The organism is Micromonospora sp. NBRC 107095 (genome assembly GCF_030269705.1).
Lineage (GTDB): Bacteria > Actinomycetota > Actinomycetes > Mycobacteriales > Micromonosporaceae > Micromonospora > Micromonospora parva.
Map to the genome: position 1 here is coordinate 516,282 of NZ_BSTU01000001.1, position 15,035 is coordinate 531,316.

Sequence of the window (15,035 nt, forward strand, 5' to 3'; positions counted from 1 at the left end):
AAAGGTCGGCACCGTGACCGAGTTGAAACTGCCGTCGATCGACTACGCGGCGATCGCTCCGATCCTGATCATGCTGGGCGCCGCGCTGTTCGGTGTGCTGGTCGAGGCCCTGGTGCCACGGCGCTGGCGGCACCTGGTCCAGTTGACGCTGGCGCTGCTCGCGGTGCTCGCGGCACTGACCATGGTGGTCCTCAGCGCCGACGAGCGGATCATCACCGTCGGCCAGGCCCTCGCCATCGACGGGCCGACGCTCTTCCTCCAGGGCGCGATCCTGGTGCTGGCCGCGATGGCGCTGCTGCTGATCGGTGACCGCTCGGTCGAGCGGGGCGGGGCGTTCGTCGCCCAGGCCGCGGTGACCGCCGAGTCGGCCGACGACCGGCGGCAGGCCGAGGGGCGCAACGGTCTCACCGAGGTCTACCCGCTCACCACGTTCGCGATCGGCGGCATGCTGATCTTCGTGGCGGCGAACGACCTGCTGACCATGTTCATCGCGCTGGAGGTCTTCTCTCTGCCGCTCTACCTGCTCTGCGCGCTGGCCCGTCGCCGGCGCCTGCTGAGCCAGGAGGCGGCGATGAAGTACTTCCTGCTCGGCGCGTACGCCTCCGCGTTCTTCCTGTTCGGCGTGGCGCTGATCTACGGCTTCACCGCCGGCATCCCGGGCCGCTCGGCCGGCGTCGACTTCGCGACCATCCACGCGGCGGTGAGCGAGTCGCCGGCCAGCCCGGTGCTGCTCTTCGCCGGCATGGCGCTGCTCGCCATCGGTCTGCTCTTCAAGGCGGCGGCGGCCCCCTTCCACGTCTGGACCCCGGACGTCTACCAGGGCGCTCCGACCCCGGTCACCGGGTTCATGGCGGCCTGCACCAAGGTCGCCGCGTTCGGTGCGCTGCTGCGCGTCTTCCAGGTCGCGTTCGCCGACGCCAACTGGGACTTCACCCCGGTCCTCGGCGCGGTGGCGGTGCTGACCATGCTGGTCGGTGCGGTGCTCGCGGTCACCCAGACCGACATCAAGCGGCTGCTCGCGTACTCCTCGATCGCCAACGCCGGTTACCTGCTGGTCGGTGTGTTGGCGCCGAGCCGTGACGGGCTCGCCGGCACGATGTTCTACCTGGTCGCGTACGGCTTCTCGGTGTTGGCGGCGTTCGCCGTGGTGACGCTGGTCCGCGACGACGACGGCGAAGCCACCCACCTGTCCCGCTGGGCCGGGCTGGGCCGGCGGTCGCCGTTCTTCGCCGCGCTCTTCACGTTCATCCTGCTGGCCTTCGCCGGTATTCCGCTGACCAGCGGTTTCACCAGCAAGTTCGCCATCTTCGGGCCGGCGCTGGAGGGTGGCCAGGCCTGGCTGGTGATCGCCGGTGTGCTGACCAGCATGGTCCTCGCGTTCCCGTACCTGCGGGTCGTGGTGATGATGTGGCTCTCCGAGCCGGGCGAGTCCACCCCGACCGTCACCGTGCCCGGGGGGCTCACCGCCGCCGCGTTGATGATCGGTGTGCTGGCGACCCTGGTGTTGGGTGTCGCCCCGGCGCCGCTGCTCGATCTGGCGACCGGAGCTGCCGAATTCGTTCGATAGCCGAAGGATCGATCACCGGGGGTCGGCGCGTGTTCACGTGCCGGCCCCCGGTGCGTATCCCCGGCCCGGAGCAGGTCGTACGGGTGTGGCATGGTTGATGGCGTGGTGAATCCGGCGGGCGAGCGTTCAGGTGCCTCCGGCTCCGGCGGTCGGCGGGGTCGGGCGAGCACGAGTCAGTTCGGCGCGCTTGGTCTCAATCTCGCCGATCCCCGTGTCGAGGCGTCCGTGGTGGGCCTGCTCGACACGGTCGAGGTCGAGTTGCGGGCCAGCGTGTCCAGCGCCGACCCGTTCGTCACGGAGGCTGCCCGGCACCTCGTGGAGGCCGGTGGGAAGCGTTTCCGGCCGTTGCTGGTGGCGCTCGGCGCGCAGTTCGGTGACCCGACCGGTGCGCAGGTGGTCCCGGCTGCCGTGGTGATGGAGCTCACTCACCTCGCCACCCTCTACCACGACGATGTGATGGACGAGGCCGCCGTCCGTCGGGGCGCGCCGAGCGCGAACTCCCGGTGGACCAACTCGGTCGCCATCCTGGTCGGTGACTACCTCTTCGCCCGCGCGGCGGACATCGCCGCCGATCTGGGCCCCGAGGCGGTCCGGTTGCAGGCGCGCACCTTCGCCCGGCTGGTGCACGGTCAGATCGCGGAGACCGTGGGGCCACGCCCCGATGACGACCCGGTGAGCCACTACCTGCACGTGATCGCGGAGAAGACCGGCTCGCTGATCGCCACGTCGGCCCGGTTCGGCGGCATGTTCGGTGGCGCCGCCCCTGAGCACGTGGAGGCCCTCGCCGGGTACGGCGAGACGATCGGCGTCGCCTTCCAGCTCTCCGACGACCTGCTGGACATCGCCTCCGAGTCGGTGCAGTCGGGCAAGACCCCCGGCACGGACCTGCGCGAGGGTGTCCCGACGCTGCCGGTGCTCTACGCCCGTGAGGCGGACGACTCCGACGCGTCGTCGGTGCGGCTGCGGGAGATCCTGGCGACCGGCCCGTTGACTGACGACGCGTTGCACGCCGAGGCGTTGGGGCTGCTGCGGGAGAGCCCGGCGCTCAAGCGGGCCCGGGAGACGGTGCGCAGCTACGCCGAGGAGGCCCGCGCGCAGCTTGCCCCGCTGCCGCACGGCCCGTCCCGCAGCGCGCTCGAGTCGCTCTGCGACTACATCGCCGACCGCACCAGCTGATCCGCTTCCCGCCCCGCTGCGGCGGCGACGCGGGTCAACAGTCGGCTGCCGGCGAGCATGAGAGCGGCGGCGAGGAGCATCGCCACGGCCGCGGTGGTCCACATCGCCGGGTAGCCGAGGTGCGCGGCGAGGGGGCCGAGGCTCAACGGGCCGAGACAGCCGCCCGCGTACACCCCGGTCTGGGTGATCGAGGTGGCGGCGGCCGGTGACTGCGGGTGCAGCCGGACCACCGCGAAGTTCATCAGGCCGGGCCAGGCCCAGCCCAGGCCGAAGCCGAGCACCACACCGACGACCAGCGGCACCGAGCCGGTCACCGCGAGCAGGCCCAGCCCGACCGCGCCGACCAGCAGCATCGCGGCGATGAGGGCGACGTGGCCGGTGTCGCGGCGGTCGGCCAACCAGCCGGCGCCCACCCGGGCCGCCACGCAGACCGCGCTGCCCAGGGTCAGGGTGAGGCCGGCGAGGCCCGGCGACAGACCCCGGGCGGCGGCGGAGTCGACGAGGAAGGTGCCCAGCGCGTTGGCCGCGCCCGACGCCAGCGTCGCCGCCGCGCCGACCACCACCAGCGCCGCCGTCGCCCGCCCAGCGCGCCGGGTGCCGGCTCGCCGGGCCGGGCCGGGCAACTGCCGGGGTACGGCGGCAAGCGTCGTCAGCGCGGCCACGGTGGCGGCCACGAACGCCCAGCGCCAGCCGGCGGTGAGCGCGATGGTGGGTACCGCCGCCCCGGCCAGCAGGGTGGAGACCGGGATGGCGGCCTGCTTGACCCCGAACGACAGCCCCTGCCGTCGTGCCGGCACGTGCTGGGCGAGCGCGGTGTTGCTGGCCAGTTGGCCGAGAGCGTTGGCGGCGGCGCTGAGCGCCAGCAGGCCGACCAGCACCGGGTACGACCGGGCGAAGGCGGCCATGGCCAGCATCGACCCGGCGGCCAGCAGGATGCCGCTGCGGGCCACCACTGCCGGTCCGTACCGTTCGACCAGGCGGCCGGAGGGCACCGAGGCCAGTGCGCTGACCCCGAAGTAGACGGAGACGGCCAGGCCCAGGCCTGCCGGCGAGAAGCCGAGGTCGGTGCCCATCTGCACGGCGAGACCGCCGAGCAGGAAGACAGGGAGTACGCAGGCCACGGTGGTGGCGACTGCACCGGCGCTGGCCCGGACCGGATGGGGCCGGGCGAGCGCCGGATCGGGGGTGTTGGCGGTGTTGGTCATCGTTGGGCAAACCTACGTGAGCCCCGCTCAGCGCACTCCTGGTGACCGGCGGGGCACTAGCTGTGGATGGTGATCTGGCATCCTCGACCCGAACAGGCATTTCGCACCGGGCCTGTTTTTCATATGGTGTAAGTCCCCGGCGGCGGAGGTGGTTGTGCGCGACCCCTTGGCAGAACCTTCGGACCTGATTCGCAGCGTGTCCCGAGCGCTACGGGTGCTGGAGTCGGTCGGTCGCGCCCCGAAGGGCCTGACCGTCAAGCAGATCGCCCGGCGCTGTGAGCTGACCGTGGCCACCACCTACCACCTGGTCCGCACCCTTGCCTACGAGGGCTACGTGATCCGCCGCGAGGACGGCACGTACATCGTGGGGTTGGAGGTGGCCGACCGGTACCGGGAGCTCGTCACCGCGTTCCGGGGCCCCCCGGCGGTCGGTGAGACGCTGCGGAGGGCCGCGCTGGACACCGGCTACAGCCACTACCTCGGCCGGTTCGTCGGCGGTCAGGTGGCCCTGACCGCGGTCGCCGAGGGGCACCGCTCACCCCACCTGGAGGACCTCGTCCCCGGCTTCGACGAGGGGGCGCACGCCACAGCTCTCGGCAAGTCGTTGCTCGCCACCCTCACGAGCGACCAGCGCTACCGCTATCTGCGTGAGTACGGCATGCGTCCGTTCACCACCGCCACGCTGACCACCCCCGAGAGTTTCGAGGCCGACCTGGCCGCCGGTGACCGGCGCGGCATGCAGCTGGAGATGGGGCAGTTCCGGCAGGGGGTGGCCTGCGCCGCGGTGCTCGTCGCGCCGGACAAGGACATGGAGCGCCGCGTCGTGCTGGCCTGCGCGTTGCCGGCCAGCGAGATGATGACCTCCGCCCGGGTGGTACGCGCCAAGCTGCTCACCGTGGCCCGCAGCGTGGCCGACGGCATCGCCTCCGACAACTGACCGCCGAGAGGCCCTCTCCCCGGTTGGGAGAGGGCCTCTCGGGGCGGTCCAGCGCCGGACCGCCGGGAACAACGTCACCGGCCTCTCGGCCGCGGTTACGACCTCAGCTGCCCACCGGGCCGCCGTCGAGGCGCCAGGTGACCACCACGCCCGGCTTGGCGTAGTCACCGTCCGGCCAGTTCGAGGCCGGGTTCTCCACCGAGGCTCCGCTGATCTCGCCCGGGTGCTGCACCGCGACGAAGAGCGAACGGTTGTCGCCGGTGATGAACGGGCCGCAGGTCTCCGCGCCGAGCGGCACGGTCAGGAACTGCTTGAGGTGACCCCGCTGCGGACCCTCCACGGCGGTGGCGAACAGGCCGTCGTTGCTGCCCAGCGCGTTGCCGTCGGTGGAGATCCAGAGGTTGCCGGTGGCGTCGAAGGCGACGTTGTCCGGGCAGGAGATCGGGGACACCTGGGCCTTGTCGTACCCGGCGAAGAAGGTCGACGGGTCGGTCGGGTCGCCGCAGACGATCGGCAGCGACCAGGCGAAGGTTTCCGCGGCGTTGTCGTTGCGGTCCTCGATCAGCTCCAGGATCTGCCCGTGCTTGTTGGCGGTGCGCGGGTTCGCCTCGTCCGCCTTCGGGTTGCTGCCGACGCCGCGGTTGGTGTTGTTGGTCAGCGCCACGTACACCTTGCCGGTGAGCAGGCTCGGCTCGACGTCCTCGGGGCGGTCCATCTTGGTCGCGCCGACCTTGTCACCGGCGAGCCGGGTGAAGGTGAGCACGTCCGCAGCGGTCATCCCGTCGACGAACGACCGGTTGCCGCTGACCAACTTGATCCAGCGACCCCGGCCGTTGAAGGCGCCGTCGGTGGGGAGCTTGCCCGAGCCGTCGATCTCGGCGGCGCTGCTCTGGTCGAGCTTCGCCACATAGAGCGTGCCGGACTCCAGCAGGGTCAGGTTGTGCTTGCGGGCAGCCCAGGAGTTGCCCTTCATGAACTTCTTGTCCGAGACGAACTTGTAGAGGTAGTCGAACCGCTCGTCGTCGCCCATGTACGCGACCACGTGGCCGTCCTTCGCGACGATCACGTTGGCGCCCTCGTGCTTGAAGCGGCCCAGCGCGGTGTGCTTGCGCGGGCGGCTCTCCGGGTCGAACGGGTCGATCTCGACGACCCAGCCGAAGCGGTGTGCCTCGTTGGGGTGCTTCGCCAGGTCGAAGCGCTCGTCCGCGCGCTCCCACTTGCGGCTGCCGCTGGGGTAGCGGCTGGCGGTGCCGATGCCGTAGCGGTCCAGCTTCGGCTTCAACTCGGCCGGGGCCGCGTCGGCACCCACGAAGTACTGGTTGAAGTTCTCCTCGCCGGAAAGCACGGTGCCCCACGGGGTCACCCCACCGGCGCAGTTGTTCAACGTGCCGACGACGGTACGACCCTTCGGGTCGGCGGCGGTCTTCAGCCAGGCCGAGCCGGCGGCCGGGCCGGTGATGTCGAACTTGGTGCTCAGCGCGGTGACCCGCCGGTTGTACGGCCGGGGGCCCTTGCTGACCGGCTGCCACTGCCCGGTTCCGGCGACCCGTTCGAGTTCCACCACTGACATGCCGTGCGCGGCCATGGCGGTGCGCAGCTGCTCCACGGAGAGCCCGTCCAGGCCGGGGAAGCCCGGGAACATCAGGTCCTCGTTGGTGTACTCGTGGTTGACCACGAGCAGCGCCCGCCGGCCCTGCTTGTCCAGCGGCAGCACACCCACGAAGTCGTTGTTGTAACCGAACTGCTTGGACTGCGCGGCGGCGGTCTGGTGGTGCAGGTTGAACTCCGGTGCGCCCGGCAGCACCGGGTCACCCCACTTGATCACCACGGCGTGGTCGTAGCCGTTCGGTACGACGAGGGTGTCCAACTTGTTCGGTGGGATCGGCTTGAAGGTCAGCGCTCCGCTGCCGACTCCGGTGCTCGGGCGGCCGAAACCGAAGGCCTCCGGGACGTCCGGGGTGGTGGCCGGTGCGGCCACCGCCGGGGCAGCGCCGGCGAGCGCACCGGCCGCCGCGCCACCGAAACCGAGCACCAGCGCGCCCACCGCGCCGGCCCGGACCACGCCACGCCGGGACATCTCGGTGTTCACCACGTCGCCGAAGTACGCGTTGTCGGAGGTGTTCGGTACCGGGTGGTCGCAGGCGTTTCCGCACCGGTACAGACAGGTCATGGCGTCACGGGTGCCATGGCGGGTGCCGGTCAACAGGGGGAGCAGCCGGGGGCGGTCGCTCATGGGGGAGGCCTCCAGAGGAGTCGGTGGCACGACAGGCGGCGTACCCGCCGGACGCTAGGAGGACGTGGTGAGCGCACGTCGGCCACGGTGTGAACCGGGCATGAACACCTTCGGAGGGCGGCAACCACCCCGCAACCGGCCTGACCTCGGGCTGAACCGATCGGCGTGACCGCACGTATTCCCAGGCGGACGCCACCGCCGGACGCGCGCCGGAAGCGAGGAGACCGCCATCAGCGACCACGACGCCCAACTGCTGCGCGCGCTGCACGACGAGCACGCGGAGGCGCTGTACGCCCACGCCCTGCGGCTGGTCAACGGGGACCGGCAGCGGGCCGAGGACCTGGTCCAGGAGACGCTGCTGCGGGCCTGGCGACATCCGGAGTCACTCGACCCGAGACGCGGATCGGTACGGTCCTGGCTGTTCACCACCGCCCGTAACCTGGCCATCGACGCCTGGCGGCGGCGATCCACCAGGGTCGGCGAGGTGTTCACCGACGACCTGCCGGAACCGCCCGAGGTGATCGACGAGGCCGAACGGGCGGTGGAGGCGTGGACCGTCGCCGAGGCGCTGAACCGGCTCAGCCCGACCCACCGGGAAGTGCTGGTCGAGTGCTTCTATCAGGGGCGGTCGGTGGCCGAGGCGGCGTCCCGCCTGGGCGTGCCGCCGGGGACCGTGAAATCCCGCACCCACTACGCGCTGCGGTCTCTACGGTTGGTCCTTGCCGAGATGGGGGTGACGGGATGACCCGGTGCGAGTTCGCGTACGACGACGGCGCGTACGTGCTGGGTGCCCTGGCCCCTGCCGAGCGGGCGGCCTACGAGCGGCACCTCGGCGGCTGCGCCTCGTGTCGGGAGGCGGTCGCCGAGATCGCCGTGCTGCCCGGGTTGCTCGGACGCCTCGACCCGGCAGGGCTGGAGCAGATCCTGCCGCCGCCGGCACCGCCCCGGGTGCCCGCGCTGCTCGCCGAGGCCCGCCAGCGCCGCCGTCGGGAACGCTCCGCGGACCGGCGACGGTACGCGCTGACCACACTGGCCGCCGCCGGGCTGGCGCTGCTGGTCGGCGTGGGCACCGCGGTGGCGCTGCCTCGACCGGCCGGCCCTCCCGGGCCGCCCGGGGCGCAGGGCACCCCGGCCCCGCAGGTGTCGATGGTGGCCATGCGACCGGTGGCCGCCGCCGGGCCGGTGCATGCCGACCTCGGCCTCACCGGCACCAAGTGGGGTACCGAGGTGACGATGCGCTGCGGGTACGACGCGCGGACGAGCTACGGCAAGGCGTACCCGTTCCGGCTCGTAGCGCGCGGCCCGAACGGTGCCACCGAGCAGATCGGCTCGTGGCTGGCGGCCCCCGGTGACGATCTCAGCTTCACGGGTGCCACCAGGTTCACCGACGCCGAGCTGGTGAGCGTGGAGCTGCAGAGGGCCGACGGCACGCCGATACTCACCTACGCCGTCCCCTGACCCGCCCCGCCCCGCCCCGCCACCCCTGCCCTGGGCCCGTCCCGTCACCCGCCCCGCCAAGATCCGCGCAGTTTCAGGGATGTTGCTGTCTCCCGCGCGTTCGAGGCAGCAGCATCCCTGTAGTTGTGCGGATCTTGGGCGCGGGGCGCGTGGGCGCCGGGCGTGAGGGCGCGGGGCGTGAGGGCGCGGGGCGCGTGGGCGCCGGGTGCGGCCTATGGGCGGGCGGGTACCACGGCTCCCGGGTCGGTCGCGGGTTCGGGTCGGCGGAGTCGGGTCCTGCGGGAGGTGCGGACGGCGTCGGCGGTGAAGACGATCAGGGCCAGCCAGACCAGTGCGAAGCCGGCCAGACGGGCCGGCGGCATCGGCTCGTGGAAGATCAGCACGCCGCAGCCGAGCTGAAGGATCGGCGCCAGGTACTGGATCATGCCGAGGCCGCTCAGGGGCAGCCGGTTGGCCGCCCCGGCGAACATGAGCAACGGAATCGCCGTGGCCGCGCCGGCCAGCACCAGCAGCGCGGTGTGCCCGGCGGAGACGTGCCCGAAGGTCAGATCGGCCTTCGCCGTCAGCCACCCCAGGTAGCCCAGCGCCGGCAACGCCAGCACCGCCGACTCGACGAAGAGCCCTTCGGCCGCCGGCAGCCCCAGCCGCTTCTTGACCAGGCCGTAGCCGGCGAAGCTGAACGCCAGGGTCAGCGCGAGCCAGGGCAGCCGGCCGTAGTCGACGGTGAGCACCGCGACCGCCGACGCGCCGATCCCGAGCGCCACCCACTGCGCCGGGCGTAGCCGCTCCCGCAGCACCGTCACCCCGAGCAGCACCACGACCAGCGGGTTGATGAAGTAACCGAGCGCGGTCTCCACCACCCGGTCGGAATTCACCCCGTAGATGTAGGTGCCCCAGTTGACAGCGATCAGCGCGGCGGCGGCCACGATTCCCGCCATCGCCCAGGGGCGGCGCAGCAGCGCCCGCAGGAAGCCGACGTTGCGCAGCGCCGCCAGCAGCAGGGCCACGAAGAGCACCGACCAGACGATCCGGTGGGCCAGGATCTCCAGCGGGCCGGCGGGTCGCAGCAGCTTCAGGTAGAGCGGAAAGAAACCCCAGAGCAGGTACGCGCCGAGGCCGTAGAGGTATCCCAGGCGGAGTGGTGTCACGCTTCCACCGTAAGGGGCGTAGTGCTGCTTTGTTCCTTTCCGGTGATCGGGGTCACCGGCGGTCGCCGGTCGAGCTGCATCCACCGCTGCGGGTTGTCCAGCGGCGTGAAGCCAACCCCCGCGTACACCTGGTGCGCGTCGTTGGTGCAGAGCAGGATCCGGCGTACGCCCAGCTCGGCCAGGTGGTCGCGGACCCCGCCGGCCAGCCACCCGCCCAGCCCCCGCCCCCGGGCGGCCCGGTCGACGTACACGTCGCAGAGCCAGGCGAAGGTGGCACGGTCCGTGACGACCCGGGCCACCGCCACCTGGCGGCCATCCTCCGGGCGGTAGATACCGAACGGCAGTGAGCCGGCGAACGCCCGCTCGGTGGTCTCCCGGTCCCGCCCGAGCGCCCAGTACGCGTCGGTGGACAACCAGTGGTGCACCAGGTCCAGGTCGATCCGCGCCGGATCGGTGCTGAGCAGGTGGCCGTCGGTGTAGGTCAGTGAGAACATGCCGCGACGCTAATCGTCGACATGGGCACCCGGGCCGGCCAATTCCCGAACTCTGGTCAGCGGCCCGCCGGGGCCCCGGACCAGGTCGAGGGCCCCGGCAAGCCGGGTCGGTGCTGGCTGGTCGCCCGGTCAGTCCCGGTCGAGGACGGCGCCGAGGATCCAGGTCACGATGCTCACGAAGAGAGCGCCGAGCACCGCCGCCGGCCAGAAGCCGTCCACTGTGAACGGCAGTCCGGCCTGGTCGGCGATCCAGCTGGTGAGCAGGAACAGCAGACCGTTCACCACCAGGGCGATGAGACCCAGGGTCAGCAGGTAGAAGCCGCAGCCGACGGTCTTGATGACCGGCTGGAGGACCGCGTTGACCACACCGAAGATCACCGCCACCAGCAGCAGCGTGGTCACCGTCTCGGTGGCCGAGTTCGAATCCAGGGAGATGCCCGGAATGAGGAGCGTGGCCAGCCAGAAAGCCAGAGCTGTGCTGGCCAGCCGAATCAGCAGACCTTTCAGAAAACCCATGGCGGGGATCGTGCCACGGACCACGCACCGGCGTAACCCGACAGCTGGCCATCCTGGTGATCAGCGCGCCTCGGCGGCCCGACTGGTCAGCCGCGTCTCGGCGGCCCGATCAGCTGCGCCTCGATCGGTGTGGGGGAGAGCAGCGCCCAGCGCAGCGCCCGGCGGTTGACCACCGCCACCATGTCCTCCCGGATCCGGGTCAACCACTCGGCCGAGCCGCCCAGCCCCAGCGCGGCTCCGGCCAGGGTGGCCTCGGCGGAGGTCAACGGCTGGAGCAACGCCAGGTCGGCCCGGCTCAGCGTGTCCACATCCGCCGGTGTCAGCTCGTCGCGTACCACCAGTGTGGCCCGCCACGGCGGGCCCGGCGTGGCCTCGGCCGCCACCGGCCCGGCGTCGACGATCAACAGCAACGGGCGCAGCGCCGTACCCACCCCGTCGGCGACGGCCCGACCCGGCGGCAGCAACGGGATCGTGCCGCCCGGTGCACCAACCCCCCGGACGAACGGCTCCCAGGCGCGCGGCCGGACGGTCTGCACCACCACCAGGGCGCCGAGCGCCAGCGCGCGCAGGCCCACCAGTTGGGCGGCGCGCACCCCGCCGACCAGCAGCACCCGGGTGCTCTCCGGCCGGAACAGTCGTACGGTGACGGCCCGGCCGTGCCGGTTGGTGCCGACCATCAGCCCTGCGTCGCCCACCGAGAGCTCCCAGTCGGTCACCGCTGCGCCGGGCTGCGCCCCGGGTCCCGGTGGGCGAGGTGGCGTTCCGGACGCCGGCAACGCCAGCGGCAGCGTGGCGGCCAGCCCGCTCAGGTGGGCACCGTCGAGGCGCCGCAGCTTCCCGCCCAGGTCGGTCACCAGTCGGATCAGCGCCTCGGTGGCCGCCGCCAACTCGGCCGCCGTCCCGGCCGCCAGACGCACCGTCAGCTCGGTCGGCACTGCGGTGGTCGCCGGTGGATGCGAGAACGGTGTCATCGTCGGTGCCGGACCCGAGCACATGGACACCGTCGTGGCCGTCGCCGGCAGCGCGAGCAGGCGGGGCACCAGCCGGCGTCCACCCGTACCGCCCGGATCGGGCCACTGGGTCAGCAGGAAGGTGGCCTGGACCAGGGTGCCCGACCGGATCACCGGCCAGGACTCCCGGACCGGTGCGCCGTCCTGGTGGGCCAACTCGCCCAGGACGCGCAGCGCCGCGGGCACCCCGAGCGGTCGCGCGGCCACCGGCCCGAGACGCCGGACGATCCGCCGGACCGTGCCGGCGAGCACCCGGCGCAGGTCCTCCTCGGACCAACCGTCGACGCGCAGCACCCGGACGGCCACCACCGCCCGTTCGCGCCCGGCGAGCCGCCCGTCGGTGAGCTGCCGGTACGAGGTGCCGACCGTGCCGCCGGCGCTCGGCACCGGTGCCGGTACGCCCGCGAGCAGCAGTTGGACCAGCAGTGGGGGCAGGTCCGGCCCGGCCGGTGGGAGCAACGCGGCTGGGGAGGGGATCGCCTGGGACGCGTCGCCCAGCAGGTCGCCCGGGTCTCCCAACTCCAGGAGCGCGACCATTCCCGTGGTGTCCTCCAGGACGGCCGCCGGCCCCCCGGTCAGCTCGGTCGAGCGGACGACGGTGCCCGGGGCGACCAGGTCGAGCAGTTCGGCCGCTCCGGCCGGCCCGGTCAGCGCCCGGCGACGGGTGAGGTGCCCGACGGCGGTGCCCAGCCACTCGAAGAGCCACCGCCCCCGAAGCGGCACCCAGGCGGCCGCCACCAGCAGCACGGCCACCAGGGCGGCCACCGCGACGACCGGTGCGGGCCGGCCCAGGGCGACGAGGACGAGCGCTGCCGCGACCTGCGCGGTGACCAGTTGGCCGGCTCGCGCTCGGCCGCCCGCGCGATGGCCGACCGCCACCCAGCGGCCCACGATCGACCCACGTCCGGGCGCGCGCTGATCGGCCGTCCCCGGGCCATTGCCGGTGGGTCGGCCCGGCCCGGTCGCCGGTGCGCGGGCCGCTGCCCCGGAGTCGACAGGGGTCGGTGGGTGCGGCCCTCCGGTGGTGATCGCCGGCACCGTGCCTCCTCGACCAGTGGGGACCGGGTCGGGCGGCCGGCCGTCGCTGACGGCCCGTCACGCGCCGCGACGTGGCTGCGGCACATCGTAAGCGACCGATGGCTACCTCGGTTGTCCACAGGGGAAGCCCGTGGGGTAGCAGAACCGCTACGAGGTCGCTACCGTCAGCCACGAAGTCCTTCGCTGACCCGTGTCTCAGTGCTCGACGACCGGGCCAAGCGACGACGCGTCGCCCACCGTGGGCGCGTCGACGGCCAGGTGCGATCCGAGAGACGAGGTGACGTCCGGATGTCCCAAACCAAGGCAGAAGCCGCAGTCATGCAGCAGACCGCCGCGAAGTTCGAGCAGGTGGACCAGTCGTTGCAGTCCATGCTGACCGGCTTGTTGGCCGAGCTGGAGGTGTTGCAGCAGGCCTGGCGTGGCGCTGGCGGCCGGTCGTTCGAGCAGGTCAAGCAGCAGTGGTCACAGGACCAGGCCGCGCTGCACCGCGCCCTGCGGGAGACCGCCGGTGCGATCCGCACCGCCGGCCGGCAGTACGACGTGTCCGACGACGAGGTGGCCAGCCGGGTGGCCGGCACCAACCGCGGCGGCATCCAGCTGCCGCTCTGATCCCGCTGGGGAGGGAATCCGATGGACCATGGTGTGCTGGTCGTCAACTTCGCCGCGCTGCAGCAGGCCGGCGCTGACATCCAGAAGGCGTTGAACACCCTCGACGCGCAACTCGGTCAACTCGAACGGGACGCCGCCCCGCTGGTGGCGAGCTGGACGGGCGAGGCGCGGCAGGCCTACGAGCAGCGCCAGGCGCGGTGGCGCTCGGCCTCACAGGACCTTCAGGCGATGCTGCGTGACATCAGGCTGGCGGTGAACGACTCCGCCACCGACTACCTGGACACCGAGAAGAAGAACACCGGGCTGTTCCAGTGAGCGATGTGGGCCGGGAGCGCTGACCGTGTCCGGGTCAGCGCCCCGCCCGCGGCCGGTCCCAGGTCCGGGCCGCGAATGCGTGGGATCAGGCCGGGCCGGCCGGGCGCCAGCGCCGACGGGTGCCCCGTGGCACCACCACTGCCAGCAGCGCCACGGTGACCGCCGTCATGCCGACCACCGCGCCGACCAACAGGGCCCGGTCCCGAGCGGCGGCCCGGCGGGTCTGGCGGGCGAGTTGCGCCGGGTCGGCCCGATCGTCGGCGAGCGCGGCGATCGGCAGTGCACCCGCCGGCCGGCCGCCGCTGGTCTCGGTGACCGCCCGGTACGGGTTCAACACCCCGGCGCCGTACCCGCCGCCGTGGCCCGCGCCCGGAGCTGGATCGGCGGTGGCGATGATCCGCTCCGCAACCTGGGCGGCGGTCAGCTCCGGCCGGTACTCCCGCAGCAGAGCTGCCGTGGCGGCCACGAAGGGCGCCGCGTAACTGGTGCCTTCGACCCGCTGGTGGCCAGCGCCGGGGGCGGCGGTCAGCACCTCGCTGCCGGGTGCCACCAGGTCGACGTACGGGCCGGTCTGCGAGAAGGTCGCCCGCCCGCCGTCCGCCCCGATCGCGCCCACGCCGAGCACCCCGTCGTAACCGGCGGGGAACGGTCGGGGGTCCCCGCTGTCGTGCAGGTTCCCGGCGGCGGCCACCAGCACCACGTTCCGGTCGACCGCGTACCGGACCGCCGCACGGACCTCCGGGTCGTCCGCGTACAGCACCACGGACAGGTTCACCACGTCGGCGTCGTGGTCGACGGCCCACCGGATGGCCCGGGCGAACTCGTCGGCGCTGACCGTACGCCCCGACTCCCGCCCCTGCACCACCTGTTGCTCACTCACCCGCACCGGCAGGATCCGGGCGCCCGGCGCCAGCCCGCGGAAGGCGACGTCGGGGCGGGGCGCCGCCGCGATGATGCTCGCCACACCGGTGCCGTGCCCGGCGCAGTCCCGACGGCCGTCCCCGCCGGAGTCGAGCAGGTCGGCGCCGGCCAGCACCCGCCCGGCCAACTGCGGGTGCACCCGGTCCACCCCGGAGTCGACCACCGCGACGGTCACCCCGGCGCCGGTGGCCAGCGGGGCGAGCCGGGCGGGGTCGTACCGTTGCTGTGGCCAGGGCGTGGCAGCGACCGGCCGGACGGGAGCGAGTGCTGTCGCGCAGGCCGGCACCGCTTGGAACCCGGCGGCGGCGACGACGGTCGGAAGGGCCGGTACGGTCAACAGGCTGGCGGCCAGACCTGCGAGGACCGGGCGCGTGATCGACCGGGACATCGACGCCCTCCGTATCGTGT

At 72.7% G+C, this 15,035-nt stretch carries 14 protein-coding genes; 7 read left to right on the plus strand and 7 right to left on the minus strand.

All coding sequences use genetic code 11. From position 1 onward, the window contains the following. Nucleotides 1-13 precede the first annotated feature (13 nt). Together nuoN and QSK15_RS02500 are read left to right on the plus strand one after the other, a co-directional pair. Complete coding sequence (gene nuoN / locus QSK15_RS02495) at nucleotides 14-1,567, plus strand: NADH-quinone oxidoreductase subunit NuoN (protein ID WP_285792700.1); 1,554 nt, start codon at nucleotides 14-16, stop codon at nucleotides 1,565-1,567. 90 nt (nucleotides 1,568-1,657) lie between these two features. Beyond that, the gene (locus QSK15_RS02500; protein WP_030334147.1) at nucleotides 1,658-2,743 is read left to right on the plus strand and encodes a polyprenyl synthetase family protein; all 1,086 of its coding nucleotides are present in this window, start codon (nucleotides 1,658-1,660) and stop codon (nucleotides 2,741-2,743) included. Here QSK15_RS02500 and QSK15_RS02505 read toward each other — a convergent pair. Further along, nucleotides 2,719-3,948: an MFS transporter gene (locus QSK15_RS02505; RefSeq protein ID WP_285792701.1), complete on the minus strand. Its 1,230-nt coding sequence runs from the start codon at nucleotides 3,946-3,948 to the stop codon at nucleotides 2,719-2,721. The genes QSK15_RS02500 and QSK15_RS02505 overlap by 25 nt on opposite strands. A 154-nt stretch (nucleotides 3,949-4,102) precedes the next feature. On the opposite strand from QSK15_RS02505, the gene QSK15_RS02510 reads away from it, so the two are divergent. Continuing rightward, nucleotides 4,103-4,885, plus strand: a complete 783-nt coding sequence (locus tag QSK15_RS02510) for an IclR family transcriptional regulator (RefSeq protein WP_285792702.1) — start codon at nucleotides 4,103-4,105, stop codon at nucleotides 4,883-4,885. Between the two features lie 103 nt (nucleotides 4,886-4,988). On the opposite strand, the gene QSK15_RS02515 is transcribed toward QSK15_RS02510, so the two are convergent. After that, on the minus strand, nucleotides 4,989-7,118 hold the full coding sequence (locus QSK15_RS02515; RefSeq protein ID WP_285792703.1) for a PhoX family protein: 2,130 nt from the start codon (nucleotides 7,116-7,118) through the stop codon (nucleotides 4,989-4,991). A gap of 250 nt (nucleotides 7,119-7,368) precedes the next feature. On the opposite strand from QSK15_RS02515, the gene QSK15_RS02520 reads away from it, so the two are divergent. Both QSK15_RS02520 and QSK15_RS02525 read left to right on the plus strand, forming a co-directional pair. Continuing rightward, on the plus strand, nucleotides 7,369-7,863 hold the full coding sequence (locus QSK15_RS02520; protein ID WP_030334158.1) for a sigma-70 family RNA polymerase sigma factor: 495 nt from the start codon (nucleotides 7,369-7,371) through the stop codon (nucleotides 7,861-7,863). Then, nucleotides 7,860-8,576 (plus strand): anti-sigma factor family protein, encoded by a 717-nt coding sequence (locus tag QSK15_RS02525; RefSeq protein ID WP_285792704.1) that lies wholly within the window; start codon nucleotides 7,860-7,862, stop codon nucleotides 8,574-8,576. Before QSK15_RS02520 ends, QSK15_RS02525 begins: the two co-directional genes overlap by 4 nt. Before the next feature lie 212 nt (nucleotides 8,577-8,788). Here the strand turns inward: QSK15_RS02525 and rarD are convergent, their stop codons facing one another. The 4 genes from rarD to eccE form a co-directional block, all read right to left on the minus strand. Beyond that, nucleotides 8,789-9,724 carry an EamA family transporter RarD gene (rarD, locus tag QSK15_RS02530; protein WP_285792705.1) on the minus strand — a complete coding sequence of 312 codons (936 nt, stop codon included), beginning with the start codon at nucleotides 9,722-9,724 and terminating at the stop codon, nucleotides 8,789-8,791. Beyond that, a complete protein-coding gene (locus QSK15_RS02535) occupies nucleotides 9,721-10,218 on the minus strand; it encodes a GNAT family N-acetyltransferase (RefSeq protein WP_285792706.1) in 498 nt (165 codons plus the stop codon). Before QSK15_RS02535 ends, rarD begins: the two co-directional genes overlap by 4 nt. Nucleotides 10,219-10,347: 129 nt before the next feature. Further along, the gene (locus QSK15_RS02540) at nucleotides 10,348-10,734 is read right to left on the minus strand and encodes a phage holin family protein (protein ID WP_285792707.1); all 387 of its coding nucleotides are present in this window, start codon (nucleotides 10,732-10,734) and stop codon (nucleotides 10,348-10,350) included. A gap of 86 nt (nucleotides 10,735-10,820) precedes the next feature. Next, nucleotides 10,821-12,782 (minus strand): type VII secretion protein EccE, encoded by a 1,962-nt coding sequence (gene eccE / locus QSK15_RS02545; protein ID WP_502889458.1) that lies wholly within the window; start codon nucleotides 12,780-12,782, stop codon nucleotides 10,821-10,823. 288 nt (nucleotides 12,783-13,070) lie between these two features. On the opposite strand from eccE, the gene QSK15_RS02550 reads away from it, so the two are divergent. Both QSK15_RS02550 and QSK15_RS02555 read left to right on the plus strand, forming a co-directional pair. Continuing rightward, a complete protein-coding gene (locus QSK15_RS02550; RefSeq protein ID WP_030334170.1) occupies nucleotides 13,071-13,391 on the plus strand; it encodes a WXG100 family type VII secretion target in 321 nt (106 codons plus the stop codon). 21 nt (nucleotides 13,392-13,412) lie between these two features. Further along, complete coding sequence (locus QSK15_RS02555) at nucleotides 13,413-13,706, plus strand: WXG100 family type VII secretion target (protein ID WP_030334171.1); 294 nt, start codon at nucleotides 13,413-13,415, stop codon at nucleotides 13,704-13,706. Nucleotides 13,707-13,791: 85 nt separating this feature from the next. On the opposite strand, the gene mycP is transcribed toward QSK15_RS02555, so the two are convergent. Further along, entirely contained in the window at nucleotides 13,792-15,015 is a 1,224-nt protein-coding gene (gene mycP / locus QSK15_RS02560; RefSeq protein ID WP_285792708.1) for a type VII secretion-associated serine protease mycosin, read from the minus strand. Between the last annotated feature and the right edge of the window lie 20 nt (nucleotides 15,016-15,035).